Consider the following 746-nt stretch of genomic DNA (forward strand, 5'->3'; position numbering starts at 1 on the left):
CTCCCGGTAGTCGCCTTGGGCGGGCTCGTGGTTCTCGATGTAGTACGGGTCGCCCGCGTGGTCGAGGTGTCTGCGCTCGTAGCCGTCGAGCGACTTTGGGATCTTGCGCAGCTCCGCCTCGGCCGTCTTGATCCGGCGTGCGATCACGGCCGGGGTCGCGGAGCGACGCAGTTGGTTGCCGACCGCGTTCGCCCGGCGGGCCACTTCCTGCGCCTGGTCGTTCTCGTCGATGCTCTTGCGCATCGCCTGGTCCATCCGCTTCCGGTCGGCGCGGGCGCCCCGCTCAGAGTGGTGCCCGACCAGAATGGGCTGGCCAGCCGCGAACCGCTCGCTGATTTGGTGGGCACGGTTGTGCGCGGCCGATGCCGCGCCAGCGTGCCGGTCGGCCTTGGCCTCCAGAGCGTCGCGGCGGTCTTCGAGCCGGTCGGCCTTGTCAGCGAGGACCTCCGCCCGGTCGCGGTGCTCATCGTCGATCTCGACGACAACCTCGAACCCTGCCTTGCGCAGGGCCTCGGCCGCCGCGTTGATCGCCCACCGATCGGCCACCCGGTCGCGGGAGTTGCGCAGCCCGAGCATCCGAAGCGAGGGGAAGTAGCGGAAGCCGCCGCCCTCCCACTTCTTCACGATCTCGAACACGCCGTCGCCCTTGCGAGTGCCGTAGATGAGCGTGCCGTCTTCGTGGGTGTGCTTGATCGTGATCACTGCTCGGTGCCCTCGTCTTCGTCCTCGTCGAGGTCGCCCGGGCC

The 746-nt window shown here is 69.4% G+C and carries 1 protein-coding gene; it reads right to left on the reverse strand.

The annotated features are described in order from the left end of the window. Positions 1–702: DUF3560 domain-containing protein (locus ABD844_RS52735; RefSeq protein ID WP_344897849.1), on the reverse strand; the 702-nt coding region annotated here is incomplete at its 3' end. Positions 703–746: the final 44 nt, after the last annotated feature.

Origin of the sequence: Nonomuraea antimicrobica (assembly GCF_039536965.1) — a bacterium.
GTDB classification, from domain to species: Bacteria; Actinomycetota; Actinomycetes; order Streptosporangiales; family Streptosporangiaceae; genus Nonomuraea; species Nonomuraea antimicrobica.